At 34.0% G+C, this 24,264-nt stretch carries 29 protein-coding genes and 1 pseudogene; 7 read left to right on the top strand and 23 right to left on the bottom strand.

All coding sequences use genetic code 11. The annotated features are described in order from the left end of the window. Nucleotides 1-64: 64 nt before the first annotated feature. From kynA to kynU, 3 genes are read right to left on the bottom strand one after another with little or no spacing between them, the layout of a single operon-like run. Nucleotides 65-904 carry a tryptophan 2,3-dioxygenase gene (gene kynA / locus AABL52_RS13615; protein WP_341519664.1) on the bottom strand — a complete coding sequence of 280 codons (840 nt, stop codon included), beginning with the start codon at nt 902-904 and terminating at the stop codon, nt 65-67. A 32-nt stretch (nt 905-936) separates the two neighbouring features. Beyond that, nucleotides 937-1,566: an arylformamidase gene (gene kynB, locus AABL52_RS13610; RefSeq protein WP_341519663.1), complete on the bottom strand. Its 630-nt coding sequence runs from the start codon at nt 1,564-1,566 to the stop codon at nt 937-939. A 2-nt stretch (nt 1,567-1,568) separates the two neighbouring features. Next, nucleotides 1,569-2,855: a kynureninase gene (gene kynU, locus AABL52_RS13605; protein ID WP_341519662.1), complete on the bottom strand. Its 1,287-nt coding sequence runs from the start codon at nt 2,853-2,855 to the stop codon at nt 1,569-1,571. Between the two features lie 159 nt (nt 2,856-3,014). Here kynU and AABL52_RS13600 point away from each other — a divergent pair, with 159 nt between their 5' ends. Further along, a complete protein-coding gene (locus AABL52_RS13600) occupies nt 3,015-3,626 on the top strand; it encodes a TetR/AcrR family transcriptional regulator (protein ID WP_098145581.1) in 612 nt (203 codons plus the stop codon). A 35-nt stretch (nt 3,627-3,661) separates the two neighbouring features. Here the strand turns inward: AABL52_RS13600 and AABL52_RS13595 are convergent, their stop codons facing one another. The 7 genes from AABL52_RS13595 to AABL52_RS13565 all read right to left on the bottom strand — a co-directional run bounded on the left by AABL52_RS13595 (nt 3,662) and on the right by AABL52_RS13565 (nt 9,018). After that, nucleotides 3,662-4,099, bottom strand: a complete 438-nt coding sequence (locus AABL52_RS13595; RefSeq protein WP_033656069.1) for an NUDIX hydrolase — start codon at nt 4,097-4,099, stop codon at nt 3,662-3,664. Between the two features lie 327 nt (nt 4,100-4,426). Continuing rightward, nucleotides 4,427-4,666 (bottom strand): DUF3953 domain-containing protein, encoded by a 240-nt coding sequence (locus AABL52_RS13590; RefSeq protein WP_341519661.1) that lies wholly within the window; start codon nt 4,664-4,666, stop codon nt 4,427-4,429. Between the two features lie 135 nt (nt 4,667-4,801). Then, nucleotides 4,802-5,059, bottom strand: a complete 258-nt coding sequence (locus AABL52_RS13585) for a DUF3977 family protein (RefSeq protein ID WP_087956147.1) — start codon at nt 5,057-5,059, stop codon at nt 4,802-4,804. A gap of 112 nt (nt 5,060-5,171) precedes the next feature. Beyond that, nucleotides 5,172-7,022: a sigma-54-dependent Fis family transcriptional regulator gene (locus tag AABL52_RS13580; RefSeq protein ID WP_341519660.1), complete on the bottom strand. Its 1,851-nt coding sequence runs from the start codon at nt 7,020-7,022 to the stop codon at nt 5,172-5,174. Nucleotides 7,023-7,336: 314 nt separating this feature from the next. Next, the gene (locus tag AABL52_RS13575; RefSeq protein WP_341519659.1) at nt 7,337-7,675 is read right to left on the bottom strand and encodes an NIPSNAP family protein; all 339 of its coding nucleotides are present in this window, start codon (nt 7,673-7,675) and stop codon (nt 7,337-7,339) included. Nucleotides 7,676-7,679: 4 nt separating this feature from the next. Beyond that, nucleotides 7,680-8,231, bottom strand: a complete 552-nt coding sequence (locus tag AABL52_RS13570; protein ID WP_341519658.1) for a GNAT family N-acetyltransferase — start codon at nt 8,229-8,231, stop codon at nt 7,680-7,682. Between the two features lie 22 nt (nt 8,232-8,253). Then, a complete protein-coding gene (locus AABL52_RS13565) occupies nt 8,254-9,018 on the bottom strand; it encodes a DeoR/GlpR family DNA-binding transcription regulator (RefSeq protein WP_341519657.1) in 765 nt (254 codons plus the stop codon). 251 nt (nt 9,019-9,269) lie between these two features. Between AABL52_RS13565 and AABL52_RS13560 the strand changes: the two genes are divergently transcribed. Beyond that, the gene (locus tag AABL52_RS13560; RefSeq protein WP_341519656.1) at nt 9,270-9,761 is read left to right on the top strand and encodes a hypothetical protein; all 492 of its coding nucleotides are present in this window, start codon (nt 9,270-9,272) and stop codon (nt 9,759-9,761) included. 49 nt (nt 9,762-9,810) lie between these two features. Here AABL52_RS13560 and AABL52_RS13555 read toward each other — a convergent pair whose 3' ends face one another. Further along, nucleotides 9,811-10,437, bottom strand: a complete 627-nt coding sequence (locus AABL52_RS13555; protein ID WP_341519655.1) for a DUF4085 family protein — start codon at nt 10,435-10,437, stop codon at nt 9,811-9,813. A gap of 221 nt (nt 10,438-10,658) precedes the next feature. On the opposite strand from AABL52_RS13555, the gene AABL52_RS13550 reads away from it, so the two are divergent. Next, nucleotides 10,659-11,255, top strand: a complete 597-nt coding sequence (locus AABL52_RS13550; RefSeq protein ID WP_000914461.1) for a hypothetical protein — start codon at nt 10,659-10,661, stop codon at nt 11,253-11,255. A gap of 82 nt (nt 11,256-11,337) precedes the next feature. Here AABL52_RS13550 and lpdA read toward each other — a convergent pair whose 3' ends face one another. From lpdA to AABL52_RS13525, 5 genes are all read right to left on the bottom strand, one after another. Further along, nucleotides 11,338-12,717 carry a dihydrolipoyl dehydrogenase gene (lpdA, locus tag AABL52_RS13545; protein ID WP_341519654.1) on the bottom strand — a complete coding sequence of 460 codons (1,380 nt, stop codon included), beginning with the start codon at nt 12,715-12,717 and terminating at the stop codon, nt 11,338-11,340. Between the two features lie 15 nt (nt 12,718-12,732). Beyond that, nucleotides 12,733-13,932 carry a dihydrolipoamide acetyltransferase family protein gene (locus tag AABL52_RS13540; protein ID WP_341519653.1) on the bottom strand — a complete coding sequence of 400 codons (1,200 nt, stop codon included), beginning with the start codon at nt 13,930-13,932 and terminating at the stop codon, nt 12,733-12,735. Nucleotides 13,933-13,959: 27 nt separating this feature from the next. Next, complete coding sequence (gene acoB / locus AABL52_RS13535; RefSeq protein ID WP_000198895.1) at nt 13,960-14,994, bottom strand: acetoin:2,6-dichlorophenolindophenol oxidoreductase subunit beta; 1,035 nt, start codon at nt 14,992-14,994, stop codon at nt 13,960-13,962. 17 nt (nt 14,995-15,011) lie between these two features. Further along, a complete protein-coding gene (gene acoA / locus AABL52_RS13530; RefSeq protein WP_000921294.1) occupies nt 15,012-16,010 on the bottom strand; it encodes an acetoin:2,6-dichlorophenolindophenol oxidoreductase subunit alpha in 999 nt (332 codons plus the stop codon). A gap of 169 nt (nt 16,011-16,179) precedes the next feature. Beyond that, on the bottom strand, nt 16,180-16,659 hold the full coding sequence (locus AABL52_RS13525) for a DinB family protein (protein ID WP_000951601.1): 480 nt from the start codon (nt 16,657-16,659) through the stop codon (nt 16,180-16,182). 174 nt (nt 16,660-16,833) lie between these two features. Here AABL52_RS13525 and AABL52_RS13520 point away from each other — a divergent pair, with 174 nt between their 5' ends. Next, nucleotides 16,834-17,679 carry an oxidoreductase gene (locus tag AABL52_RS13520; RefSeq protein ID WP_033656354.1) on the top strand — a complete coding sequence of 282 codons (846 nt, stop codon included), beginning with the start codon at nt 16,834-16,836 and terminating at the stop codon, nt 17,677-17,679. Between the two features lie 40 nt (nt 17,680-17,719). Continuing rightward, nucleotides 17,720-18,238 (top strand): annotated as a pseudogene (locus AABL52_RS13515) (GrpB family protein). Nucleotides 18,239-18,310: 72 nt separating this feature from the next. Here the strand turns inward: AABL52_RS13515 and AABL52_RS13510 are convergent. From AABL52_RS13510 to AABL52_RS13490, 5 genes are all read right to left on the bottom strand, one after another. Beyond that, nucleotides 18,311-18,691: a DUF4181 domain-containing protein gene (locus AABL52_RS13510; protein WP_341519652.1), complete on the bottom strand. Its 381-nt coding sequence runs from the start codon at nt 18,689-18,691 to the stop codon at nt 18,311-18,313. A 21-nt stretch (nt 18,692-18,712) separates the two neighbouring features. Beyond that, nucleotides 18,713-19,153, bottom strand: a complete 441-nt coding sequence (locus AABL52_RS13505; RefSeq protein ID WP_341519721.1) for an NUDIX domain-containing protein — start codon at nt 19,151-19,153, stop codon at nt 18,713-18,715. A 28-nt stretch (nt 19,154-19,181) separates the two neighbouring features. After that, the gene (locus tag AABL52_RS13500; RefSeq protein WP_232289208.1) at nt 19,182-19,493 is read right to left on the bottom strand and encodes a DUF4181 domain-containing protein; all 312 of its coding nucleotides are present in this window, start codon (nt 19,491-19,493) and stop codon (nt 19,182-19,184) included. 80 nt (nt 19,494-19,573) lie between these two features. After that, nucleotides 19,574-20,398, bottom strand: coding sequence for a PP2C family serine/threonine-protein phosphatase (locus AABL52_RS13495; RefSeq protein WP_341519651.1), 825 nt, complete (start codon nt 20,396-20,398; stop codon nt 19,574-19,576). Between the two features lie 112 nt (nt 20,399-20,510). After that, entirely contained in the window at nt 20,511-20,678 is a 168-nt protein-coding gene (locus tag AABL52_RS13490; protein WP_144563761.1) for a septum formation initiator, read from the bottom strand. 216 nt (nt 20,679-20,894) lie between these two features. On the opposite strand from AABL52_RS13490, the gene AABL52_RS13485 reads away from it, so the two are divergent. Continuing rightward, nucleotides 20,895-21,131, top strand: a complete 237-nt coding sequence (locus AABL52_RS13485) for a hypothetical protein (RefSeq protein ID WP_141524357.1) — start codon at nt 20,895-20,897, stop codon at nt 21,129-21,131. 49 nt (nt 21,132-21,180) lie between these two features. Here AABL52_RS13485 and AABL52_RS13480 read toward each other — a convergent pair whose 3' ends face one another. Beyond that, nucleotides 21,181-22,017: an ABC transporter permease gene (locus AABL52_RS13480; RefSeq protein WP_000095064.1), complete on the bottom strand. Its 837-nt coding sequence runs from the start codon at nt 22,015-22,017 to the stop codon at nt 21,181-21,183. Continuing rightward, a complete protein-coding gene (locus AABL52_RS13475; protein ID WP_097844795.1) occupies nt 22,010-23,215 on the bottom strand; it encodes a quaternary amine ABC transporter ATP-binding protein in 1,206 nt (401 codons plus the stop codon). Before AABL52_RS13475 ends, AABL52_RS13480 begins: the two co-directional genes overlap by 8 nt. A 171-nt stretch (nt 23,216-23,386) precedes the next feature. Here AABL52_RS13475 and AABL52_RS13470 point away from each other — a divergent pair, with 171 nt between their 5' ends. Then, the gene (locus AABL52_RS13470; RefSeq protein WP_341519650.1) at nt 23,387-24,244 is read left to right on the top strand and encodes a glycine betaine ABC transporter substrate-binding protein; all 858 of its coding nucleotides are present in this window, start codon (nt 23,387-23,389) and stop codon (nt 24,242-24,244) included. The last annotated feature ends 20 nt before the right edge of the window (nt 24,245-24,264 follow it).

The following is a 24,264-nucleotide window of genomic DNA, read 5'->3' as shown; positions in this document are numbered from 1 at the left end:
ATTAAAACATAATTGTGATTAAATAAAAAAGAAACCTGTCAGTTCATTACTGACAGGTTTCTTTTTATAATTTTGTACGAACATTCCAAAGCTCTGGGAAGAAACGTTGATCAAGTACTCGTTTTAAATAAGATACACCAGAAGAGCCGCCTGTTCCCATTTTATGTCCGATAATGCGTTCTACCGTTTTCATATGACGGAAACGCCATTGTTGTAACCAATCTTCAATATCGATTAATTTTTCAGCGAGTTGATATAAATCCCAATGTTTTTTCACATCCGCATACACTTCAATCCAAGCTACTTCTACTGTTGCATCTTCTTCATAAGGCTGCGTAATATCACGGTTTAACACATCTTTATGGATCGGGAATCCTTCTTTTACAAGAGCTTGAATTGCCACATCATACAAACTTGGTGCATGTAGCGCTGTATGAAGTCGAGCGTGTAATTCTGGATCCTTTTCATAAATTTTTAATGCGTGCGGTGTTTTATAGCCAAGTGCATACTCAATCATACGATATTGATACGATTGAAACCCTGAAGCTTGACCGAGTGAGTCACGGAATTCAATGTACTCTGATGGTGTTAATGTCGCAAGGATATCCCAAGATTGAATAATTTGCGACTGAATTTTTGATACACGTGCTAACATTTTAAAAGCTGGTTGTAATTTATCATTTTTAATAGATTCGATTGCTGCATTTAACTCATGTAAAATTAATTTCATCCAAAGCTCGCTTGCTTGGTGAATTACGATAAACAACATTTCATCATGATGGTCTGATAATCTCTTTTGAGAAGATAGTAAACTATCTAATTGTAAATACTCCCCGTACGTCATATTCTCTTTAAAGTCCGTATGAATTCCTTTTTCCATAATTACCTTTTCGTTTTCTTTCATATTAGCTAAACGCCCCTTTTATATATTTCTACTTAAATTGGTCTAATAACTGCTCGAACTGGACTTCCATCTGCATCTGTTAAGGCAAGTGGTAATGCGATTAATTCATAATCACCGTCTGCTACATGATCTAGTACGACATTTTCTAAAATGTGTATGCCATGTTTAAACAATTGATGATGCGCTGCTAATTCTTTATCATCTAATGGATCTACTGAGGGTACATCTATCCCGATTAAACGGATACCTTTCTCTGAAAGAAACGGTGCTATATCTGCACGTAAATGCGGGATTACATCTGGGAATTCATTCGCTTTACCATGTGAAGATGTGCGTAACAACAATCTTTCTACGCCTTCTAAACGAAAGCTGGATAATTCCTTTTTCCCAATGCTTTCAAGATTAGAAACATCTATGATGCGCGCTGGACCGACATAAACTTGAACATCTAAATCTATTACTTTCTTTCCATCATTATCAAAATGAAACGGTGCGTCAATATGAGTACCTGTATGAATACTCATCGTTAACTTTCCGACATTTACTGACCCACTCTCTTCTTTTGACCATGAAACTTCATACGAGAACGGTGTATCTCCTGGCCAAGTGGCAATATCGTTATTTAGCGGTTGTGAAATATCAATCCACTCTGAAGTTTTCATGCTTATGCCACAACCTCTCGCTTATTTTCAAACTGCTTATATTCTTCATCTTTCATGATTTTCTTTAAAATTTGAACAGAATGCCACACTTCTTCGTATGTGTTATATAAAGCAACCGGCGCAAGTCTTACTCCATTAGGTGCACGAAAATCAGGAATAACCCCATTTGCTTTTAGCGCTTTACAAATGCGTGCTGCTTCAGCATGCTCTAAATAAATGTGGCCGCCTCGTTTTTCATCCTCTAATGGATTGCCAATTGTAAATGCGAAATCTTTTAATTCATGATTAATTAAATTAAGCATGTATCTTGTAATATGTAGCGATTTTTCACGTAAACGTTCTATTCCAGCATCTTTAAATATTTCAAGAGAACCGATTAACGGTGCAGTACTTAATACGTGCGGTGTACCAATTTGATAAGCACCTGCATGATCAGCAGCTGTTAATGTATGTTCCATATCAAACTGCTTATCTTTTCTAGAACTAAACCAACCTGATAATCCTGGAAGTCTATTAAAATGCTTTTTATTTACATAAAGCCCCGCAACACCACCAGGTCCTGCATTTAAATATTTATAATTACACCAAATAGCGAAATCAACATCCCATTCTTTGAAATAATGCGGAATAGAACCGATTGAATGACATAAATCGAATCCGATATGAATACCACGCTTATGCGCTTCCGCTGTTAAACGTTTCATATCAAGAATTTGTCCGCTTCTATATAGTACAGAAGGCAATAAAATTAACGCGATATCATCTGTCATTGCGTGAATAATATCATCTTCTGAAAGTGTTCTACCATCACAGCTCTTCACTCGTACTAAATGCTCATCTGGATCTAATCCTTTTAAACGAATTTGACTTTGAAGTGCATATATATCTGACGGGAATGTTAATTCATCCGCAAGAATTTTTGTACGTATTCCTTTTGGCTCATAAAATGTCGCAATTACTTGATGAATATTTGTAGTCGTGGAACCGGTTATAATAGTTTCTTCTGGTAAAGCTCCAATAAGAGGTGCAGTCAACTCACCTAATTTCTCCGAGAGGAAAAACCACGGATGCTCACCCTCTGTCCAGCCGTCAATGCCATACTCTTTCCATGAATTTAGCAAAGTGAGTAACGATTTCTCTGCTCTTTTTGAAAGTAGTCCTAATGAGTTTCCATCTAAATATATTGTTCCTTCTTTTTTATAGAATTCAGTTTGAAAATCTTTCAGTTCATCATGTTTATCACATTCAAGCGCATATTCATAAGTTGATTGAAATGGTTCTTTATACATGGTGTCACCTTCTCTTAATTTTCTTTTTATTCTAACTAATTGAAATATATCACCTTAGTTGATATAACGTCAATGATATTATGTCAGTTGACTTTATATATACATTTCTTTTACAATACAGTTATATTTTCAGATATTTCAGTATAAAGAGGTGATTCTTTGAAAAACAATACTCTTTCATCAAGAAAACACCGCTCCTTAGAAACAAAGAAGAAACTATTACACGCTGGTTACACGATTTTTATACATAACGGATTTCAAAAAACGACAATTACACAAATTATTAAACATGCAGAAACTGGTTATGGCACCGCATATGTATACTTTAAAAATAAAGATGATCTCCTCATTGTTTTAATGGAAGATGTTATGAATCAATTTTATGATATTGCTGAGCGCTCCTTTTCGCCTCAAACAAAAGAAGAAGCACGTAGCATGATTCAAAATCAAGTTAGAGCATTTCTACAATTAGCAGAGAAAGAACGAGCTATATTGCAAGTTGTACAAGAAGCAATCGGATTATCAAAAGAGATACGTCAAAAATGGGACGAGATACAGGAACGCTTTATAAACAATATTACGCAGGATATTACGTACTCTCAAGAAAGTGAATTAGCACAGACTGAATTAAATAAAGAAATTGTAGCCCGTGCTTGGTTCGCGATGAATGAGATGTTTCTTTGGACGATTGTGAAAAATGATAAAAAATTAGAGTTAGAAGAGATAGTACATACATTGACGGAAATGTATACGACGGGGTTATATAAATAGCACACCTTCAATAAATAAGGTGTGCTATTTTACATCTATAAAAATATTTTATCTGGGTATGGTAACGCTAAAGGTGGCTTTTCAGATAAAGAGAAATATTGTAGTTTTAAAGATTCACTATCTATCGATTTTAGCTCGCCACTAGTAACTTCACACTCAAACACAACAACAATATATTCTACTTCATCACCATTCGGATATGTATGACGATACTCTTCACCTCCAAATACTCCTTTTTGTTTTTTCACTTGCACTTTCAATCCTGTTTCTTCCCAAACTTCCCGAACTATTGCTTCTTCTGGAGTTTCTCCAAGTTCAATTGCTCCAGCTGGCAAACTCCAGTATTCCCCGCCAGGATATTGAAACAAAATATCTCCTTGCCTATTTTTTATAACAGCAGCTACACTCGGCACAAAAATTAGTTCATGGCCTAATTTCTCCCGGATTTTTTTATAATATAGCGACATAGACATATAAATCTCTCACACTCCATTAATAAATAACTGTATTTTCTGATATTAATTGTATAATATTTTTAATGCTAACTTCTATATAGAAAGGAAAAAAATATGTTGTCAGAAAAACTAGTAAACGAATTTCTATCATTTAATGATAATGTTTTAAAACGATATTTCCAAGGTAAGGTAAGAAAAGAAAACATAACCTTACCTCTTCTGAACTCGCTTATTGGATGACAGAAAGATTTTGTATTGATAGAAAGATGTATCAAACAGCTATTAAAATTTTTAATGAGCAAACTTCAAAAAAATAACCTGTTACTCAACATATTAAGTAACAGGTTATTTTAAATATTTTATTACCGATACAATGATACAAATTAGCGATGTAAGTAAAAGCAACAGTCCCATATTCTTATTCTCTTTTTCATCTTTCTTAATGTTTTGTATCCCCATACCAGCAAGCATAAAACCTAATAATAATTGCAAAATTAGCATACTCTGTTCCGAAGCATCATTCCAACTATAAATGGAAAATCCCATTACAATAATTGCAAGTAAAATCGTTAAGATCCTATTCATGCGTAGATCCCTCCTCTTTAAAAAGAAGCCGCTAAGTTTCCTTAGCGGCTTTATTAACAATATATATTTACAAAATTACTTTTTATGAATTTGATATAATTCCAAAGAATTTCCTAGCCAATATAACTGCGTATGTTAGCACACCTTTTCTTTATTCATTCTACTTACAATCCCGACTATAAATTTATATTCAATCCTCCTCTTTTTAACTTTTTTAAATCCTTCTTTCGTATCAAAAATTAAACACGTTTTCCGAAACCAAATTCGTACATATAAAGACTCAAAGTAAATTGGTTTTATAATTCCACGTTCTTCAAATTCAGTTCCATCTGTATTTTCAGTTTCTGTTCGAACGAACCACCTATTTCCGATGCCAATTTCAATATACTTCACATAAGTCCCCCTCCCGGAAATTAATTTCTAACTATTCTATTATTTCCCCGGTAAGCGCACATTCCGACAGAACATGAGCCCACAAAGAAAAAGTAGATTACAAAAATCTACTTTATAACTTATATTTTTGCATTCGTTTATAAAATGTACTTCGAGGTACATCTAACAGTTTGGCAGCTAATGAAACATTTCCATTCGTCTTTTCTAGCGCTTCAATCATACTATCACGCTGTATTTTCTCACGGAGATTGAATGTATGCTTTGTTATATTTTCTACTTGTAATGCAAGTTGATGTTGATTTCCCATCATAGTTTGTAATAAAAAAGAGATTTGCTTTTCGCATATTTCCCGTCCTTGCGACAAAATGTAAATACGTTCTAACACATTTAATAACTCTCGAATATTTCCGGACCATGTATGCTGTAAAAATTGATTAAAAATGCTCGTTGGAAATACCACATTCCAATTCTTTCGTCTACAAAAATCTTGTATGAAGTACGGAATATCTTCTTTTCTTTCTATTAACGACGGAACATATAGTGGATAAACATGTAAACGATAGTATAAATCTTGACGGAACTTGCCTTCTTCAACTAATCGCAGTAAATCTTTATGTGTTGCAGTAATAATACGAATACTTAACGGTACTTCTTTTGAACTGCCAATTGGGGTTACTGTTCGTTCTTGTAAAACACGTAATAATGCGACTTGCATCTCTGGCGGTACTTCACCAATTTCATCTAAAAATATTGTCCCTCCGTCTGCTTGTTCGAATTTCCCTTTATACCCTTGGCGCCGCGCACCTGTAAACGCACCTTCAGCATAACCGAATAATTCACTTTCCATTAATTCTTTCGGTAATGAACCACAGTTAACAGCTATAAAAGGGCCATTTTTTCTTGGACTATTTTCATGAATCGCTCTCGCTACATATTCTTTCCCTACACCTGTTTCACCACAAACATATACACTAGCGTCAGTTGGAGATACAAGCTTAATTTCTTCTAAAGTATGTTGAAATGCATTGCTTGTCCCAATAACTCCTGGGAAAGTAATTCCACTAATAAATGGGGCAGTTGAAAATAAATTTCCTTGTTTATTTTCCTTTACATAAATACATTTCCCAATCATTCTATCATTACTATATACTGGCACCTCTAACTTAGGTTTCAATCCATTTTGCCTTAAATCTTCAAGTTTCATTCGTGACCAATTAGAAACTCGTTCTCGAACCTTCTTACTTGCAGAAACGATAACATCTCGATGATTACAAATGACAACTTGTTCATCACTGTCAATTACATCTAAAAAACGATGGATTAAATGCAGTTCATTTTGATGCACTCGAATACTACATTCACGTTCAATTGCATGTGCAATCGAGGTTACCATTCCAAGCATATATGGATGTGAAAATTCAATTGGACAGGAGAAATCTAGAACTCCAATTAATTTCCCATCATCATTATGAATGGGAGCGGCCGCACAACTCCAGCTATGAGATGCGACAGAATAATGCTCTGTACCACTTATCATAATAGCCTCTTCAATCTGTAACGCGGTTCCTATCGCATTTGTACCAACAGCTGCTTCCGTCCATTTCACACCTTCAATGAAGTTAATATGTTTCGCTCGTTTTAACGTTTGTTTATTTCCACTTAGCGATAGAACGTAACCGTCTGGATCGATTAATAATGCCATCATTTGCAGTTCATCAATGGTTTTTCTCATATTTTGTATTTGAGGTATTGCTATATCAAGGAAGATTTCACTCTTTTTCTTTTGATCCTGAAAAATATCAGAAGACAAAATTTTCTGACCTTTATTCATATGAGGATTCACATTTGCTTGTTTACATCGATGCCATGACTCTGAAATTCTTTCGTTCATACGATTCGAATCAAGGACACCTTCATCAACAAACTTTTTCCATGTATGTAAGTAAAACGGTGAAGCTAACATTGTATCATCTCCCTATTCATTGTTTTGGAGATCTGTAAAAACATAGTTTTATTATAAAACTGAATAAAAGCGTTTTCAATAAAACTAGAAAGACGACACAAAAATGTTAATAATTTGAATATCTTAATGCGCTTCTTTATTCTTTTTTAGTAGAACTATATTTTGTATAATGGACGCAAAGAAAATACATAACCAAAACCACTTTTGTGGAGTATCATTTATAAAGAAAACTATGAACGTTATTGCAAATAAAATGGTAGACGCTAAACTAAAATATAATTTTGTTTTAATTCTCATAATCTCTCACTCCTCTATCACTTTACAGTACATGCTAACTCTTCATTTTTTAACTCTATTATGTACTTCTGAAAAACAGATTCTCTTCCACCATGTTTTTCATACCAATCATGTATTCTTTTAACATGCATCTCGTCGCTTCTAATTTTCGATTCAATGTCTTTATACTGTTTATAACTACCATATTCCCATATGGCGAATATTTCAGTTGTACCATCATTATTATCTTTCATCCAGCGTCCTATTAGCCTGGAACCATGCTTTAATTGATTGGGTAAGTTCGTATTAGTAAAATGCTCATTAAATATTTCTACAAATTCATTCTTTACTAAATAGTACTTTCTTCTGTAAAACATCCCACTACACCTCTTTTATGAAACTTCCCATTACAACCGTATTATAATACTTCCCATCCGATAGTCTTTTATCATGTTTCAAAATACCTTCTACTTCAAAACCTAATTTTTTATATAGTTGAATGGCTTTTTCATTTGTCTCTAAGACTTGTAATGATATCTTTTTAATCTCATTTTCATTAGCCCAATGAATAGATTGTTGCAATAGACTCTTACCTATTCCATATCCCCAAAACTCTCTTAAAATACAAACACCAAATTCTACCTTATGGGATAATCTCTTCAAATTTGATCCTTCACATCTTGAAAATCCTACGATTTGGTTGTGCACTTCTGCAACTAAAAACAGATTCTTTATCTCTTCACTATCTGTTTTTATTATTTTTTGAAAACCTACCTTATCTATAAATCCCTCTCCAGCTTCTCTATCCATATTTTCAGTTTCACCATCGATCTGAACTCTAATTTCTGATAACTGCTCCGCATCTGTTTCAGCTGCAGAACGAATTGTATAAGTTAATCCATTTATATGAAACTCTTGTCCTTTTATAATCATTTGAAACTCCTTTTAAATGTAGTCAGTCTATTAATGCTATTACAATTTCTTTACCTTGTTTCTCAAATTGTTGAATCGTTTCTTTACTAGCCTCTTCATCTGTTATTATAAGGTTAATCTCACTCATTGACTCTCCTTTTACAAAGCAGTCTATTCCGAGTTTCGTATGAGGAGCTAAACAAATGTTTCTTCGCGCAATTTTACTTACTGCTTTTCCAAAATAAACATCTTCCGGCGTTGTATTACTTATACCATTCAATGAAATACCACCACCTGTAGAGAAATAAATATCAATTGATAATCTACTGATCATTTCAGAGGCAAGTGTATCTGTCATATTTCCTGATGGTTTCACCTTTCCACCAATTAAGTATGTATCTACATTCTTATAATCCCGTAACTTACTAGCAATTTCTAAAGAATTCGTAATCACTGTAAATGACATTTCAGGTAAGCATTTTAACATGGCATAATGAATAGAAGCCCCGCCAATAAAAACGGAATCGCCTTCTTGTATGTAGGATACAGCAACTTTCGCAATCGTATCTTCCTCTATTGAACTATCACGATAACGTTTCGTTGGTTCGGCAGCTAAGTTTCTCACTCGCGTAAGTTCGATTGCACCTCCATGTGTTCTTTTTAATAGGCCGTCCTTCTCCATAATAGATAAATCTCTTCTTATCGAATCAATAGACATATCGAAACTTTCCGCAAGATCCTTAGCGATTACTCTTCCCTCTTTCTTAAGTAACTCTAAAATTTTCTCTCTACGCTCTTCAGTAAACATGTACCCACCACCGTCATTGAAGATTCTGAAATTTCATCTTTATTTTAATTATATGCATGCTTTTTCTGTATTACAATATTTTCAATTCTTATTTATTCAGTTTTATACCGTTTACTCCCACTTTCTATCCCATTAACTTGACAACTAAAATAAATGTACATCTATATATTACATAAATATACTTCCATTTCCCTTCCTATTGATGTAAAATTATTCCTATGCTTTACTTTTTAACGCAGAAAGGAATTATTATGAAATCTATAATTAAAGTAACTTGTACAGCATTATTATTTACAGGACTAATGGCAGGATGTAATGGGAATACTACACCGAAACAAGAAAAGAGCGCTCTTGAAAAGGATGCAATGCACTATGGGGAAATATATAAAAATGAATACTATAGAGCAACTGTTGAAAATGCTAAATTCGAAAAAATAGACAAAGAGTGGCGTCTCACAGCTCGAGTTACGATAAATAATGCTCGTACTGACGGACAAACGATAGATCTTTCAGAAATAAAATATTTCATAAAAGATGAAAAAACGGGTGAAAAATACGAAGGTGAAGTAATACAAAATGAAAATGCTAAAAAGGTTCCTTCTGAGTTTTCTTTAACTACCGACATTGTATTTAATATGAAAGCTTCTCCAAAAGATTTAAATACCATGTATTTATACATAGATAGCAAAGCTGCGCCGTTAACAGATACTTATTGGAAACTTGATAATTTAGCATCTAAATAAAAAACAGTCTTATAAGACTGTTTTTTTGTTTGTAAAGTGATAAAATTTACTAGTTACCTAACTCAAGCAATACGTCTTTTGCACAAATCGTAACTTCTTCAAATGGGCAATCAAATAAAATACCCAATTCAAAACCTTCTTCAATAAGAGTTATTTCATGACATAACCACCAAGCACCTTCAAAATTTTCCGGAATAGAACATTTCGTTACACCTGTAAAAGTTACTTGCAGTCTATCAAATTCACTGAAAGTACCACTGCAATCTAAAATAATAATTAGCGTATCGTTTGATCTTCTCTCTACTGATTTGACTACACTGTCATGTAGTAAGTATTCATGTAACTGAATAACATTTGTTGGGAGTTTTTTCTTAATTGAATGGAAGTGATCTAAATAGAATCGATCTAAATGAGCCCTTCTTTTCTCACAATCCCCTATCCATTCTTTCATAAGTTTTTTCAATTCACTAGAAGGATATTCTGAATTAATTGTGTTGCTATGAATAAATGGATGTATGGATTCAGGAAGGAATTTTAATAAATCTGTTTTCCTTTCCTTTATTTCCTCAATTAAACTTTGTATATCCATTTCTGACCATTCTTTTATAGACTCTATATAACTTATAAATTCTATAATTTGTATTTCTTTATACCAATCTTTATTGAAATACTTCAATGGCTTTCCTCCTAAAACATTTTAACATCCAACAAAAGCGATATATCTATTTATTATATCATTCCAATAACTATTTTTTCTAAAGAATAAATGCAAAACTGTAAATATTCCGCCTTTTATTTCTAAAACTTCAGAATATTTACAACAATCAATAATTAGAATACATTTTACTAGTACAAAGATTCACCTGTACAAAAATCTAAACAAAAAGGGATGGTTATATGTTGAAGAAATTAGTAGCAGGGACATTAGTAGCGGGATTTGCATTAACTGGCGGACTAGGAGTAGCAAGTGCTGAAGAAAAAAGTAATGTAATTAAATCATTTGATTATTTAAAAGTTGATGAACAGAATGTTACTTCCTTTGCAAAATTAAGTGATCAGGAGAAAAAAGACATCCAAATTACTATGGTGTTACCTGAGCAAAATGAAAATGGAGATTGGCTAGCTTATGGTTTTACTAGCCGTGAAACATTAGATGCTTATATTGAAAAGGATAAAAAAGCACTTAAAAATAAAATTAATCCTTTAGGTAGCGGTGCTGGTAGTACTGATTTTTATGAACATAAAGATAAAGGTGGCCAATATATTTACTGGAGCAGCGGTTTTAAAAACTTGCCTTCTAGCTGGAATGACAGAATTTCTTCTGTAAGTACAGCATCGCCTTCAGCAAGTTATTCAACGACACTTTGGGAGCATACTTCTACACAGGGATATGGAAAAGGTGTTGTATTTAAACATGCTGATTGGTACGGTAAAACTGCTAATTTAGCTGCTGATTGGAACGATATTACTTCAGCGATTGACGTAAAAAAATAATAGGATATTCAATTTTTTCTGTAAAAATCCAAACCACTATTCTCTTATTCATTTAGAGAATAGTGGTTTATTATATTTTCATTTAAGCATGTACAGCATGTCCTATCGCTTGCAATAATGCTTCATGAATCGCTTCAGATAAAGTTGGATGCGCTGCAATATAATCTCTCATTATATCAGCGGTAACTTCTGTATGAAGCATTACGGTTCCTTGTCCGATCAGTTCGGTTGCACGAGGACCGATAATTGAAATCCCTATAATTTCTTGATATTTAGGTTCCACAATAACTTTTACTTTCCCCGTTTGTTCTCCAATAATAAGCGCTTTTCCGTTCGCTGTAAAAGGAAATTCACCAATTTGTATGTCACCGTACTGCTCTCTTGCATCTTTTTCATTTAAACCTACACTTGCGATTTCTGGGGATGTGTATATACATCGAGGTACTGCATGATAGTTAACTTTCACATCTTCTCCACTCGCATGTAATGCTGCTGTCGTTCCTTCATGGAAAGCAACGTGAGCAAGCTGGATTCCACCAATCACATCACCTGCTGCGTAAATATGTGATACATTTGTTTGCATATGTTCATTCACAGCAATCCCTTTATTTGAAAATTGAATGCCTGCTTTTTCTAAATCTAATCCTTGTACACGTGGTTTTCGGCCGACAGAAACAAGTACATATTCCGGATTGGCTTCTTGGATATTTCCTTCATATTCAAATGAAGCTTGCTTCTTATAATTATTTAATCCTTTTAAAGCTGCTTCTATAAATATTTCTACACCATCATTTTCTAGTTTCTCTCTTAAAATATGTGCGATATCTTCATCTTCACCAGGTAATAATTGCGGTGCCATTTCAACAATCGTAACTTTTGTTCCAAGACGACTATAAATACTTGCAAACTCGCACCCTATTACACCACCTCCAACGATTAGTAATGATTTCGGTATATTTTCTAGGGACATTGCATGGCTACTATTTAAAATCCACTTCCCATCAAATGGAGCAAAAGGTAATTCAGTTGGTTCTGAACCTGCGGCTATAATGAATTGCTCTCCATCTACTACGGTTTCTTTATCACCATGTGCAACTCTCACTCGGTGATCCGTTTCAAATCTCGCTTTACCTTGTATAACTTGTATTTTATTTTTCTTCATTAAATATTGAATTCCTTGCACGAGTTGCGTTACGATTTGTGATTTCCGCACCTGTATTTGCTTCCAATCAACTAAAATACTTCCTTCGTTAAGAGCAATTCCATAATAGTTCGCTTTTCTCACAATGTCATGCACTTCTGCACTTTCTAACAAAGATTTTGTAGGCATGCAACCAACATTTAAACAAGTCCCGCCAAGATTTTCTTCATCAATTAGAATGACATCTTTCCCATTTTGAGCCGCGGTAATTGCTGCTACATACCCAGCAGGTCCGCCTCCAATAACAACTAATTTACTCATTCTCTCACCTTCTCTTTATAAAAGAATTGTTACAGGTTCTTCTAAATAACGTTTAATTGTGCGTAAAAATGCAGCTGCTGGTGCACCATCTAATACACGATGATCGAATGTTAAACTTAAAGGTAACATACTCCCTTTTTTTATTTTCTTTCCTTTATATAGTGGAACATGTTCAATTGCACCTACACCTAAAATACCAGTTTCCGGCGTATTTAATACTGGCGTAAAATATTCAATCCCAAAGCTACCTAAATTACTAATTGTAAATGTTGTCCCTTGCATATCATCACTACTTAAACTGCCTGCTCGTGCCTTTTGTGCCACATTCTTAATCTCTTTAGATAACTCTACTACAGATAGATTATTAGCAAAGCGTATAGCCGGAACAACTAATCCTTTTTCTAACGCGACTGCCATACCTAAATGAACATGTTCAAATTGATGAATTGCATCATCTATATAAGCGCTATTCATTTCTTTATGCTCTCTAAGCGCTAATACAACAGCACGAGAAACGAAATCTGTAATGGTTAGATTGTTATCGTATCGTTTTTGTACAACTTCCGCTATGTCTTTATGTAAAGCAAGTAAATCTGTCACATCTACTTTCATCGTTAATGTTAATTGCGCACTATTTTGTAAGCTTGCATGCATACGGTTTGCGATTGCTTTTCGCATACCAGTCACCGGAATTACTTTACTTTCTTCTTGTTCAAATATTTCTGGAATCGTCACTCTTTCTTCAAGCACCTTTAACACATCTACCTTTGTAATTCTTCCGCCAGGACCTGTACCAACTAATGTCTTGATATCTAGATTTTCAGACTTTGCAATTTTCTTCGCTACAGGTGAAATTTTGATTCTTTGTTTTGCTACTTCTTTCGCATATGGTTCTGGATGTTGTACATTTTTAGATTCTAAATTAGGTATTTTTTCTTCTACAACATTTGTACTTTCATGGACTTCTACTTTTTCATTCTGCTTACCGATATAGCAAATTACAGTGCCAGGTGGAACTCCCTCATCTTCACTTACAGCTATATCAAGAACAGTTCCATCAGCTGGTGCCTCTATTTCCGTTTCGATTTTTTCCGAGTTAATACTAGCAATTAGTTCACCTTTAGCCACATTATCGCCTGTTTTAACATTCCAGCTCGTAATAATACCTTCTTTCATCGCCATACCTAACTTCGGCATTACAACTTCTACAGCCATGGTTATCGCTCCCTTCTCATCGTTTCATTACACATGTAATAAAGATTGGTCTCCAATCATTTCTGATACAGTTTCAATTACTTTCTCCGGCGTTGGTAAATACAACTTTTCAAGTGGTGGAGAGAACGGAACTGGTGTATGTGGTGCTGTAATTCGTTTAATAGGTGCATCTAACATATCGAATCCTTTATCCGCTACTATTGCTGCAATATCTGTTGCGATACTACATCTTGGATTTGCTTCGTCAATAACAATTAGGCGATTTGTTTTTTCAACAGATGCTAAAATCGTATCTTCATCCAGTGGTGATAAAGAACGTGGATCGATTACTTCTACTTCAAGTCCCTTTTTCGATAATTGCTCAGCAGCTGCAAGTGCTGTATGAACTTGTTTTCCAATTGCGACGATTGTTACATCAGAACCTTCGCGTTTAATATCTGCTTTTCCTAAAGGAATTGTATAGTACCCTTCTGGTACTTCGCCTTTCATATTGTAAAGTGTTTTATCTTCAAAGAAGATTACTGGATCGTCATCTTCAATTGCTGCTAATAATAAGCCTTTTGCGTCATATGGAGTGGAAGGAACGACAACTTTAATACCTGGAATGCTCGTAAATAAAGCGTATAAACTTTGTGAATGCTGTGCCGCTGCACTAAAACCAGCACCATGCATCGTACGTACTGTAACTGGCACTTTCGCTTTACCACCGAACATATAACGGAATTTTGCACCTTGGTTTAATACTTGATCAAGACAGCTTCCAATAAAATCATTAAACATTAATTCAGCAATCGGACGTAATCCCGTTGCCGCAGCTGCCATTGCTGCTCCCATATAACCTGCTTCAGAAATTGGAGTATCTAAAATACGATTCCGACCAAATTCTTGTACAAGCCCTTTCGTAACGCCGAGTACACCGCCCCAAGCTTCATCATCTTGCAAGTGATCCACTTGTGCACCGCCTGCAACGTCTTCTCCGATTAAAATTACATTTTCATCACGACGCATTGATATTTTCATCGCTTCATTGATTGCAGTTGACATACTTACTGTTCTAGTCATTATTTTTCACCCTCCTCTTATTTGTAAGAAACGTATACATCTTTTAATAATTCTTCATCCTCTGGATATGGACTATTTTCACTAAATTCAATTGATTTTTGTACTGCTTCATCTACTGCCTTTTCCATATCCACAAGTTCAGATTCAGTTAATAAAGCTTCATGAATTAAATGCTTACGGAAATTCACAATCGCATCTTTTTCATTTAAATGTTCTTCTTTTTCTTCTGAAGTTTTATATGTTTGCGCTTCACCTTCGAAATGACCATAATTGCGATATGTCATACATTCAATTATTGTTGGACCACCGCCATTACGTGCGCGCTCCACCGCTTCTTCAGCTGCTTTATATACTGCAAGTAAATCTTTTCCATCTACTTGAACACCTGGAATATTATAAGCTTTCGCCCGATCGGCAATGGAATCACAACTTGAAGCATATTCAAATGTTGTTGCTTCACCGTAACCGTTATTTTCTGCAATAAAAATAACTGGTAACTTCCAAATCGCCGCTAAATTAACCCCTTCATGGAATGTCCCTTCATTATTTGCTCCGTCACCGAAGAAACAAACACTCACATCTTTCGTTCCTTTATATTTAGCTGTTAATGCTGAACCGCAAGCAAGTGGAAAACCTCCGCCTACAATCCCATTTGCACCAAGCATTCCTTTATTTAAATCGGCAATATGCATGGAACCGCCTTTACCTTTACATAACCCTGTCACTTTCCCAAAAAGTTCAGCCATCATCCCATTTAAGTCACAGCCTTTTGCGATACAATGCCCATGTCCTCTATGCGTACTTGTAATACTGTCACTATCTGTTAAGTGGGCACATACACCAACCGCTACCGCTTCTTCACCTGCGTATAAATGAACGAAACCTGGCAAAACGCCTTGCGCGAACAATTCATGTACCTTATCTTCAAACTTACGAATTTCTAACATTTTTTCATACATCCAACGAGCTTGTTCTTTCGTAATTTCATTCCCTTTACTTTCAGTTGTTTTTAACATGTTCAGCCCTCCTATTTTCTTGTTCATCTTTTATATTGCAAGTACTGTGCCAAATTCTAATCCTTGATTTAATAGATTTTCTCTTTTCTTTCACAATAAAAAAGTGGACAAAATGAGACAGGTGTCTCGTTTTGTCCACTTTTGTTCACCTAATTTGAGAATTATGATCTTATTCATTATCAAAACTTTTCTGTAATTTTCGAATGTAAATAATTTGACCAATATGATAAGCATTATGAGTCGTTACATTCGCTAATATTTCCCACCACTTTGCAGAAACAGGAAATCCAACTACATCATTTTCAACCTTCTCTTCATCTATAAGCTTTTGCCATTGTAACAGTTTCTCTAGTAGTTTTTCTCTTAACTCATCGAAAGATTGATTATCTGAAAGCATAAAACTTTTGTTATTATCTCCTATAGCGGGTACTGCATTCACATTTGATTCTTTATACCTAGTTTGCCACGTAGAGTTCCAATACAGTAAATGTTGTACGATTTCAGCTATACTATTACTCTCTTCATTCGGTTTCCAGAAAGCTTCTCTCTCAGATAGATCTTTCACTGCATCTGAAAATGGAATATACCAACTGGGGTCGTTTGCATTCGCTAATAATTGATCTGCTAAAACATCTTTCACATGGGCCATTTTTATTCCCTCATTTCATTAACGTATTCATACTCACTTCTTTATATACGCTGAGTCCGTATGATTCCCTCTTTTAAAATAGAATTAACGGTATTGCTCTCAAAACGAATGTAAGAGTAATAGATTTTCTTTTCATAACTCGTTATGATAAAAGAAAAAGAAAGCTGGCGGAAAATGGATAAAAAAATCGCAGTTATAACCGGGGCTTCAAGCGGTTTCGGTCTTTTAACAACACTTGAGCTTGCGAAAAAAGACTATTTAGTCATAGCTACAATGCGAAACCTTGAAAAACAAGTGAACTTAATTTCTCAAGCTACTCAACTCAACTTGCAGAAAAACATAACAGTTCAACAATTAGATGTAACCGATCAAAACTCAATACATAACTTTCAATTATATTTAAAAGAAATAAACAAAGTAGACCTACTGATTAATAACGCAGGATATGCACATGGGGGCTTTGTAGAAGAGATTCCGGTAGAGGAATACCGTAAACAATTTGAAACGAATCTTTTTGGGGCTATATCAATCACTCAGCTTGTTTTACCTTATATGAGAATACAAAAAAGTGGGAAAATCATTAATATAAGCAGCATTAGTGGTCAAGTTGGATTCCCTGGTCTATCCCCTTACGTTTCTTCAAAATATGCGTTAGAAGGCTGGAGTGAATCCCTTCGTTTAGAAGTAAAACCGTTCGGAATAGATGTTGTTTTAGTGGAACCAGGTTCTTATAACACAAATATTTGGGAAGTAGGCAAACAACTAGCTACAAACCAATCTGAAACTACTTCTCCTTACAATGAATATATGGATAAAATACAAAAACATATTAATAGCGGCAGTGATACATTTGGTAATCCGATAGATGTTTCTAATAAAATCGTAGAAATTGCTGAATCGAAGCGTACGAAATTACGATATCCGATTGGAAAAGGTGTAAAATTTATGATTTTTGCGAAGAAGATTCTTCCATGGAGATTGTGGGAATACCTTGTGTTAAGAAGCTTTAAGAAAATGTAATAGACTTTTTGAAAACCATTTTGAAAGAGGTGCTAATTAAATGTTAGGTTTACCGTATGGAAAAGTATTTTTAGTTCCGTGGACTGAAGAATGGGAAATTGAGTTTATAAAAGAGAAACAATTCATTGAGGAACAAATTGGCGAACATATTTTAGCGATACACCATATTGGTAGTACCTCTATTCCACATCTAAGTGCAAAGCCAGTTATTGATATTGCAATCGAACTAAATGAGTATAAGGACGGTTTAAAATGTATTAATAAATTAGAACTGCTAAACTATTAATACAGAAAAGATGTACTGCCTGAACGATATTATTTTAATAAAGGAGATCCACGAACTCATCAAATTCATATGTATGAACAAGGCAATACATATTTAATAGAACAATTACAATTCAGAGATTACTTAATTGACAACAAAACTTCTCGTATACAGTATGAACAGTTAAAGATTCTACTTTCACAAGCTAATCCTAATGATAAACATCGATATGCTGAAGATAAAACAAATTTCGTTACATCCATTTTAGCTAAAATAAATGATAAATTTAAATAAGAAACCATTTACTACTAAATGGTTTCTTATTTATTAGTTAACTCTTGATTTGTACCATCAATAATCACCTTATTATGCAGCAGGTGGAACGAAATAAACTAGTATTGAGAGCATCAATATAAATGCAACCATTCCCGTTATAGAAAGTTTATATTCTTTTGATTCTCTATCATACTTCCATTCCATCCATGCTCTTAAAGTCAATGATATTCCTAAATAAGCGAACATAACATAAGCCATTTTAGAGTTTTCAAATTCAAACATATAATAACAACTACCTATTACATAAATAATAATAAGCCCTATTTCCAATTTTACATGTAAACTATTCACATGCTTATATCCAAATAATCCTCTTTTTTCCACTTTCAACTTTCTTCTTAAAAACTGTTCTAAAAAGTAACCACCTATAGCCAGTCCAATAATAATAATCAAGATTGTAGAGGTACTCATTGTTGTTCCCCTCCTATTACTTTATTTATTTTTAGAAATAAAGTGGACTATATTACTGTTATCCTCTTCTAAATAGCTTATAATCCCTTCAGGATATGTGGGCTTCTCCATTAATTCATTTATACTTTTCCAAGTTAATATAATATCTTCATATTCTTTATGTCTTATTTCCTTTATAATTCTCTCTTGAACAGTACCCCTATGTATCAATGTGCAATGATGTCCTTTTTCGTTGTTCCACTCAAAAATATCCTCATTTATAACTGCTAATTCTTGAACATCAATCTTCAAATCGTATTCTTCCATTAATTCTCGCATTATTGCTTCTTTTGCTGTTTCACCAAATTCAATAGAACCGCCTGGAAAACGATAAAATGTTTCACTTAAATCACATTGTACAAGTACTTTAGAATGATATTCATTTAAAATTATTACTTCAGCACGTAATTTAGGTATTTTCATTTTGTCTCCCCATTCATTCCACATATGATTAAATCCAATAACTATAAAAGAAGAGATTAAACATAATTCCTGTTATTATTAATAATGGAACTGTTCCTAAAGAAATGACATATTCCCTCGATTCTTTATCATATTTCCACTCCATATATGATTGAAAGCAGTATAAAGTTATTAAAAATAATATGGGTAAATTACTAATATAAATGGGATTTAAAGTGGCACATATCATCGTAACAATTATATAAGAAATGATAAGAACCCTAGTACCCCATTTATGAGAGTTGTTTACATATTTTCTATTCCAGTCTATTTGTTTCGGTATATTTAATTTTTTCCTCACTACTTTTTCCAAAATAACTACAAATATGATCCATATTACTAATAAAATCCCTTTAACTAAAAACAGTGATGTCTCTTCCTTTACTTTTTACCCGGCTGATTACTCGGATATGTAGCATTCTCTTTGTTTTCAACGTCCCAACTAATAATTGTCGCACTATCTCGTCCGAATTGATGATGAACATGTTCTAATACATAATGTACACTTTCGTGAAGTTCTATCTTATTTCTATTCATATCATTATATAGATTCAATGGTGTTTCATAATGACGTTCCCCGCATTCTAATACTCCATCTGTAACCATTACAATTCGGTTCTTTCCAGTACGTAATTCACGAATTCCTGTTGAATAGCAAGGAACTGGTAAATGAAATGTGTTTACATTTCCAATCCATTCGTAAAAATGACGTTGATTTAATACATATTGTCCTAAATTATGTAACTCTTCATGAAATACATAAATGAGGCAATCACCAATAGATAACCACCATATATAATTTTCTTTTCTTACACATATTAAGCAAGCTGTTTCACCTTTAATTCTTTGGCATTTTTCTTTAAATGAAGAGGATTGAAAAATTGTAAGTATATGATTTTCAACAGATCGAAATACTGTATCAATCGATTCATTCATTATTACTTTTATATTTTCATATTCTTTTTGGATTGTATTTACTACTAAATCAACACTTTCCGCACTATTATGTCCATCTAAAATAGCTGCAAATTCCCAATCACCATTCGACCAAACTAACGCACCATCTTCATTCTTTTTTGCTCCGGCACTTATATTCCCGCCATATGTACCGAGTACGATATCACCATATTTTTTTACTGAAACTTCGTCTAAACACATCTTCTTATTTCCAACCCATGAATATTGTGTATTATTTGTTGTATACATTTCCATCACCAACCTTTCCATATATAATATCACAAAAAAAGGAAATACAGGATTTATATTCCGAAAATTCATTCTTTCAATTCGGCAATTTTTGAAATAAGTTTAATACTCACTATTTCTTCAAAAATGCAACGCCAATTACGATTCCTATCACAATTCCGATTACTAAATTATTAGTAAAAAACCCTTGAAACACTCCGATTACAATCCCTATACCGATACCTATTGCCAAGGCATCATTTCTTTTATTATTTTTAGCCAAAATTGCATCACCTCCCAAAGTTTCTCCCTAAACAACATACACTTACTTGAATGTATTAATATATTTACTATCTCACTTGAATATTTCCAAAAAATGTACTTTAGCTTTACATATAATATTTTGCATTTTCTGTACATACTCCTTTTATAATGAATAAATTCAAGTAACCATTGAATATATATAGGCATTTACTATAAGAAAGCTTCGTAATTTATTGAAGGAGGAACGATTCAAATGTATCCTCATTGGAATCCGAATTTAAATCAACAATATGCTTATTCCCCGCATCCCATAAGGAATACATTGCATCATGATTCACAATATATGATGCAGCGTATCGCAAGTCTTGAAAACCAATTAGCGAAATTAATCTCATTAATCGAAGAAAATAATCATTTAATTAAATCAATGGAACAGAAACAAAACCAAGTTTGTGCCCCAGCTGGCGGTTCTGTCATTGTTCGTATGTAATCTATTCAAACAAAAAAACACACTTTGTATAATAAAGTGTGTTTTTTCTTTATCTTCTTTTTTGATGAAAACCTTGTGTAATACGGTCTAATATAATAGCGATGACAACAATAGCTAGTCCAGCTTCAAATCCCATTCCGATATTTACTTGTGTTACAGAGCGGTATACATCAACCCCAAGACCTGGTGCTCCTACAAGAGATGCTGTTACTACCATAGACAATGAAAGCATAATGCTTTGGTTCACACCAGCCATGATCGTTCCAGTTGCGAGTGGTAATTGTACTTTAAATAATTTTTGTGATGCAGTAGAACCAAACGCATTTGCTGCTTCTATTAAATCTTCTGGAACTTGTCTAATTCCTAAGTCAGTAAACCGAATTGTCGGTGGCATCGCAAAGATTACTGATGCAATAATCCCAGGTACTACACCTACTCCGAAAAATGTAATCGCAGGAATAAGATATACGAAAGCCGGCATTGTTTGCATAAAATCTAATGTCGGTTTTAAAAATTTTGAAAAGCGTTCATTTTGAGAAGCTAAAATTCCAATTGGGATTCCTACAATAATTGAAATAATAACAGACGTAAGTACAAGTGCTAATGTTTGCATCGTCTGTGCCCAGTAGTTAATATTTAAAATAAATAATAAACCGATCAGTGTAAAAATAATTAAAGACACTTTTCTCGTTGTGTACCAAATGAGGAAACAAAGGATAATAATCATCAATATGGCCGGTATTATTGTTAAAAAATTAGTGAGTAAATCAACGAATCCGCCGATAATATAAGAGAATCCTCGGAATAAGCCTTCAAGGTGCTCATATAAACTTGCAACAAATGAGTCGACCCATTCCCCTAATGGAATACGTGGTATACTACTCATCGTCTTTCACCTCTTCCTCAATATTACCTGCAAGAGCTTGAATGACACTTTCGCGTTTAATAATTCCTCTTAGCCTTTTCTTCTCATCGATTACTGGTAACGGATATTTCATCTCCGCCATTTTCGCATACGTTTCTTCCAGTAAAGTATCTAAATACACGTGCGGGATATCGTTAAGCAATAAATCAGCAATTGGCCATTGCTTTTGTACTGCTTTACTCGCATCATCTGCAGTTAATATCCCTAAAAACTCATATTTTTTGTTAACAACATATACAGTAGAAACACCTGCATTCCTCATAATCTGAAGTGCTACACGAGGTCCACGATCAATCAATAACGTCTCTGGTCGTTTTAATATAGATTCCGCCGTAATTACTTTTCCTAAATTTACATCCGCCACGAATTTCTCTACAAATTCATTGGCAGGACTCATCATAATTTCTTCTGGTGTTCCAATTTGAACAACTTCTCCATCTTTCATTAACGCAATTCGATCACCAATTCGAAGGGCTTCATCTAAATCATGCGTAATAAAAATAATTGTTTTTTCCATTTTATCTTGTAATTCTAACAGTTCATCTTGCATTTCTTTTCGAATCAGTGGATCTAATGCACTAAATGACTCATCCATAAGTAAAACATCTGGATCATTCGTAAGCGCTCTCGCAATGCCGACACGCTGCTGCATACCACCACTAAGTTGACTTGGATAATTATCTTTATGATGGTCTAATCCAACTAACTTCAAGGACTCTAACGCTTTTCTCTCTCGTTCCTCTACTGGAACTCCTTGTATTTCTAATCCATATGCAACGTTTTGCAAAACGGTACGATGAGGGAATAGAGCGAATTTCTGAAACACCATGCTCATCTTCGTTCTTCTCACTCTTCGCAACTCCTCTTTACCCATCGTTGCGATATCTTCACCATCTATGTATATATGCCCCGCTGTTGGTCTAATTAATTGGTTTAACATACGAACTAACGTAGATTTCCCGCTACCAGACAGCCCCATAATAACGAAAATTTCTCCAGTATATACTTCGAACGTTGCCTTTTTCACTCCAACATTCATTCCTGTCTCCTTCAAAATTTCCGATTTGCTTTTTCCTTCTTTTAATAAGGTAAGCGCTTTTTGCGGGTGTTTCCCAAATACTTTTGTTACGTTTTCAACACGCACCTTTGTATTATCCATGTCACTACTCCTTTTCTACCCATCTATTCACATAGTGTTGCGATTTTGCAGAGAAATATTACATAAAAATGACATTCATAAGATTTCTTTAAAATTCTCGTTTCCGTTCATAATAAGAATGCTTACTTATACATTTATTTAAAAACGCAAACGTTTCTTAGGAGGGTTTCAATGAGAAAGAAAATATGGCTTATATGTCTTGCATTATTTATTACTATGATTTTCTCTTCATGTAATGCAACAAATGCAAATTCGAAAGGAAAAATTAAACTTGGTGTAACAAGTTGGAAAGAAAATATTGCAACTGCAAACATGTGGAAAGTATTACTAGAACAAAAAGGCTATAAAGTTGAACTCATGTATTTAGAAAAAGCTGCGATTTGGACTGGCGTTGCTCGTGGTGATGTGGATGCGAATTTAGAGGTATGGCTACCCGTTACGGATAAACCGCTAAATGCTCGTTATAAAGATGATATTGTCTTAAAATCCAAATGGTATGAAGGTACTGGGCTAGGCTTAGTCGTCCCTTCTTATGTGAAAAACATAAACAGTATCGAAGATTTAAATGCTCATAAAGATGAGCTAGATAACAAAATTGTCGGAATCGAACCTGGTAGTAGTCTTATGAATTTAACAAATAAAGCAATGAAGGAATATAATATAAAACTAAAACTTGTCCAATCTTCTGAAGCTGCGATGATGAGTGAACTAAAGAAAGCATATACGAAAAAGAAACCAATCGCTGTTACGCTTTGGAATCCGCATTGGGGCTTTTCAGAATTTGACTTAAAATATTTAAAGGACCCTAAGAAAGTATATGGTGAAAAAGATGACATTTATTACTCTGTTCGTAAAGGTTTCGAAAAAGATCATCCGGATATCATAAAATACTTTGACAAATGGAAAATGAACGATGAACAGCTTGGTACATTAATGGTCGAGTTAAATAAAACGAAAGACCCCGAAGAAGCGGCGCGAAAATGGATTAAAAAGAATCAAGCGCTAGTTAATGAATGGGTAAAAGATTAATAAAACAGGCTAGAGGATAA

Source organism: Bacillus paramobilis, from assembly GCF_038096195.1.
Lineage (GTDB): Bacteria > Bacillota > Bacilli > Bacillales > Bacillaceae_G > Bacillus_A > Bacillus_A mobilis.
Note: the sequence above shows the minus strand (reverse complement) of the source record. Positions and strands in the feature narration are given on the sequence as shown.